3 protein-coding genes and 1 pseudogene are annotated in these 4,344 nt (G+C 63.5%); 1 reads left to right on the forward strand and 3 read right to left on the reverse strand.

Features of this window, described 5'->3' with window-relative positions; translation table 11 throughout:
* Positions 1-64: 64 nt before the first annotated feature.
* A complete protein-coding gene (locus L0G76_RS14405) occupies positions 65-688 on the forward strand; it encodes a recombinase family protein (protein ID WP_304357851.1) in 624 nt (207 codons plus the stop codon).
* 814 nt (positions 689-1,502) lie between these two features.
* Here L0G76_RS14405 and L0G76_RS14410 read toward each other — a convergent pair.
* The 3 genes and pseudogenes from L0G76_RS14410 to L0G76_RS14420 all read right to left on the reverse strand — a co-directional run.
* A complete protein-coding gene (locus L0G76_RS14410) occupies positions 1,503-2,024 on the reverse strand; it encodes a hypothetical protein (protein ID WP_209889831.1) in 522 nt (173 codons plus the stop codon).
* 550 nt (positions 2,025-2,574) lie between these two features.
* Entirely contained in the window at positions 2,575-3,840 is a 1,266-nt protein-coding gene (locus L0G76_RS14415) for an MFS transporter (RefSeq protein ID WP_304357852.1), read from the reverse strand.
* Positions 3,841-4,004: 164 nt separating this feature from the next.
* Positions 4,005-4,344, reverse strand: a pseudogene (locus L0G76_RS14420) (hypothetical protein); the annotation flags it as partial.

The raw sequence follows: 4,344 nt of genomic DNA on the forward strand, positions 1-4,344 counted from the left end.
CTAGCGAGCTGACGAGCTGGTGTTGTCACGTAATCGGTCGTATACGTGATGGGGGATGAGACTGATGCTGGTCGGGTATGTACGGGTCTCGAAGGCCGACGGGTCGCAGACCACCGACCTGCAACACGACGCGATGGTCGCGGCCCGCGTGGACCCCGAGCGGGTGTATGAGGACCACGCCTCCGGCGCCAAGGATGACCGGCCTCAGCTGGTCGCCTGCCTGAAGGGGCTGCGCGAGGGGGACACGCTGGTGGTGTGGAAGCTGGACCGACTCGGACGGAACCTACGCCACCTCGTCAACATCGTCCACGACCTCACCGCCCGGGGCGTCGGGCTGCAGGTCCTCACGGGACAGGGCGCAGCCATCGACACCACCACAGCCTCCGGCAAGCTCATCTTCGGCATCTTCGCCGCCCTGTCCGAATACGAACGGGCCCTGATCTCCGAACGCACCGTCGCTGGGCTGGCCTCCGCCCGCGCCCGGGGGCGCAAGGGTGGGCGCCCCTTCAAGATGACGCCTGCCAAGGTCCGCCTGGCCGCCGCGTCCATGGGCCAGCCCGACACCAACGTCGGCGACCTCTGCCAAGAACTCGGCGTGACTCGCCAGACTCTCTACCGGCACGTCTCACCCACCGGCGAACTCCGCGAGGACGGACGCAAACTCCTGTCCCAGCACCGAGGCAAGTAAGCCAGAGGAGACGTCACCCAAGCAGATCGGGCCGCGGGACAGCGACGACCTCACGTTTTGCGGGTAAAAGAGTGCGTCTTCATGTTCCCTCATCGTCGTAGGAATGATCGAACGGGTGGAGCAGAACCACCAGACGCGGGTTTTGATCAAGAGCAGGCGCCGTGGCGCTGGCCAGGCGTCCACGGATGCCGATCTATCGTCGAGCGATCGCCGTAGAGCCCACCAGCGCGACTACGTTCTTGAGGGGCCACCATCGGCCGCAGCACCCAGTCGCGTCTCTGCGCGAATGCCACGATCAATCGCCATGGACCGGGATGGCGGTGAAGGGCGTCTGGTCTGACTCACGGTCACCCGACTAGGGGACTTCGCTTAGGTCTCCGCGCCCCCACCGGCGCGTACGTCGCGTCGATCAGTGCAGCAGTAAGACCAGCCGGCAAAGAAGTGAGGCCCTACTCTCGGTCGGTCTAATCTAAATCGCTTACGCCTCTTCAAGCGGCACCCCACCTGTTCGGTCTGACCATGCCGGAGCGATCCTGCGGAAAGTCAACGCGTCGAGCGCCCCGCGATCTAACTGCCATCCCACCCAAAATATCTATCGTCGCCGTTTGGTGTGCGCACGAACAATATGAACGATTGCAAAACCCAAAGCAATCGCTGCGAATGCTATTCCAAGGTACTGCTCGGGCGGATCGTCAAAAATCATGTTTGAGAGTAGGGCTAGAGCGAGGAATAAAAGCGCCCATGTGTCTGAGCTTCCACCCTCGCTTGCCCCCGAAGGATGGCCGCTTTGTGCGCGAGGATCGTTACTCATTGCTTAGAGGTCAACTCCAAAGCACTTCTCCGCGACACCAGCAACGGATAGGACTTCAAGGATCGCAGTCAGGGCCTCCGACCCCCCGATTGCTGCGGCCTCCTGAGCGGCGAATTTGATAGCCGCACTATTGCTCTTGCCTTCGGCCTTGGCAACCTTGAAGCCGGTGATGAGGAGGTCAGCGAACTTCTTGGCTCCGCCAGCGGCCTTGATTGCCGCCTTAATCTTCAGGACCTTTGACACAACGAGAGCATTGGATACGAATGCGGTAGTAATCGCGATTCCGCAACCCACAGCGCCCCTGGGGGAGACTACAGGGTTTTCTTGCTTCCAGCTGTCGAAGGCCTCTTGGCTCACAAGTGCAGAGTCTGGGATGGATTCGATGTAATCGATCCCTTCATGGATTCCTTGTTCGTCAAGTCCAGGGTCATCCGCAGATGCAATGCTGGGAATTGCTAAAGACCCTGCAGCCACTCCTAGGGCGGGAGCGATCCTGAAGATCAGTGAACGGCGACTCGGTTCCATGGTTCCCCCTAAGGTCTGTTTTGCTGTCTACCGGCAACGTATCGAAGCAGGTGATCTACGTCAACTTGCCGCGCGTTGACTCATCAGAAACTTGCGCAGGTTGCACGCCGCTGACGAGCACGGCAAGCGTGAGCTTGCCGAGCTGCTCTCCGTGGGCAGGTCGACTGCTTACCTCGCGATCATGGGCGCACAGTAAGGACGCAAGAGCGCCCTGGCTCCCAACTCGTCCGTGCAGGCGACTTCAGACATGCGTGCAGACGACTTCGAATACTGACAGTTGGCGCGTGGGCTCCTCAATCATAGAACAGCCTATTTGACCATCGGCTTGCGGAATGCTGGCCCCGGAGTCATCGCTCTGGACGTGCGGCGGCGCGGCCGCCACCGAGCGTCGAAAGAACCCCGCCATTCAGCAGACGAAGTCACACCCCTATTAGTAGCCGTAAATTACCCTCCCGCAACTGTTCTGCTGGGATACCCCTGTTTGATGCTCCCTTCGCGCCGGTGGAGCGATACCTATGTGTGCATCAGTTCCGCTTCCGGGAGGGTCCGGTCAGCTCGATGTGCCTGCCGGCCTGTGTTCGGGTGTCACCCGTGTGCGGCGCAGGGTGATGAGGGCGAGCATCGTGGTCGGGATGAGGGTAAGTGCAATGACGACAGTGCCGATGGCGGCTGGGCCGTCGAGACCGAGCGGAGAAGTCAGGGACTCTCCCGCGATCGGAGTGATGACGGCGGTCCCGAGGTTGAACGCAGCCACGCTGAATGCGGATCCCAACGACGCTGCTCTCCCGGAGAAGCGCACTGCGAGATGGATGAGCACGCCGTTCGCACTGAGCCCGAACAAGCCGAGGAGCGCGACCACAGCCACCATCGCCCAGGCTGAACCAGAGAAGAAGAAGATCGCGGCCATCAGCGCCGTGGAGACCGCTGGGGTGGTGATCGTGACGGCGTGTGGGTGCTTGTCGCCCAGACGTCCGGCGACGAGCGTGCCGATGAAGGAGCCGATGCCGAACGCAGTGAGCACCAGGGGGACGACGGTGGGGGGCACGCCGGAGCCGTCGATGAGAAGGGGTGCGATGAAGGAGTAGACCGCGAGGACCCCGCCGCTGGTGGTGGCGCAGGCGAGCAGGACGAGCCACAGCCGGATCGAGAGGAGCCCGGCGAGGTCTGCGATGAGGGAGGTGCCCTTCGCGGTGTCGGGTTCGTCGCGGGGCACGTAGCGCAGGACGAGGATGGTGACGAGCGCGGCGCCGATCGCCAGCGCCCAGAAGGTCCCACGCCAACCGGTCAGTTGGGCGACGTACGCTCCGATCGGCACGCCGAGGACAGTTGCTAGTGAGCCCCCGGCGGCCACGATGCCGACCGCGCGCGAGCCCATCATGGGGCCGGCGGCGCGGCTCGCGACGACGGCTGAGACGGCCCAGAACGCGCCGGTGGCAAGGCCCGTGAGGAAGCGGGCGATCACGATCTGGTCGACGTCGGAGGCCAGCGCGACCCAGATATGGCCGGCGACGAAGATCCCCAGCGCCAGGATCAGTGTGAGGCGCTGGGAGAGCCGGACGGTCAGCATCGTCATCAGGGGTGCGCCGATGATCATGCCGACGGCGAAGATGGTGATGAACGATCCGACCTGTGCGAGGGGAACCTCTAGGTCGTCGGCGATGTCGGGGAGGATACCGGCGACGACGAACTCGGTGGTGAGCATGAGGAAGGTGCCCACCGCGAGGACGTAGGCGACAAGGGGGAGGCGTTGGCGTTCTGAAGGTGCCGTCTCGGAGCTGATACTGCCGGGACGGGAGGCCGCAGGGGCATCAACCATGAATGAACCTCGCGAGGGGTGGGACCGAGTATTGGTCGTGGCTGTGATGGTCGGGGTGTCAGCTGGAAGACGCGTGGTGCGGGCAGGTTGCGTCGGGGCGAACTGGCGGGCATCGTGGGGGAGATGTCGGGGCGCTCAGGGCCCCGACATCTCCCGAGCCGGGCTCAGAGGGTGAGGAGCACCTTGGTGGCGCGGCGCTCGTCCATGGCGCGGTAACCCTCGGCGGCTTCCTCGATCGCGAGCTCGAGGTCGAAGACGATGCCCGGATCGATCTGATCGGTCATGATCAGGTCGATTAGCTCGGGAAGGAAGCGGCGCACGGGTGCGGGGCCGCCGAGCAGGCTGACGGTGGAGAAGAACAGGTCCAGGCCGTCCAGCTCGACGCCGTGACTGACGCCGACGTAGCCGACGTGTCCACCGGGACGTGTGGCGTGGATGGCCTGCATCATTGAATCGACCCGGGGATGATGGAGGCAGTGAAGCCACGGAAAGGACTTCCCTGTC

Source organism: Brevibacterium picturae, from assembly GCF_030453725.1.
Taxonomy (GTDB): Bacteria; Actinomycetota; Actinomycetes; order Actinomycetales; family Brevibacteriaceae; genus Brevibacterium; species Brevibacterium sandarakinum_A.

What these genes read in the sequence shown, in the direction of transcription:
- L0G76_RS14410 (WP_209889831.1), bottom strand. Translation starts at nt 2,024, where the DNA reads ATGGAACCGAGTCGCCGTTCACTGATCTTCAGGATCGCTCCCGCCCTA.
- L0G76_RS14405 (WP_304357851.1), top strand. Translation starts at nt 65, where the DNA reads ATGCTGGTCGGGTATGTACGGGTCTCGAAGGCCGACGGGTCGCAGACC.
- L0G76_RS14415 (WP_304357852.1), bottom strand. Translation starts at nt 3,840, where the DNA reads ATGGTTGATGCCCCTGCGGCCTCCCGTCCCGGCAGTATCAGCTCCGAG.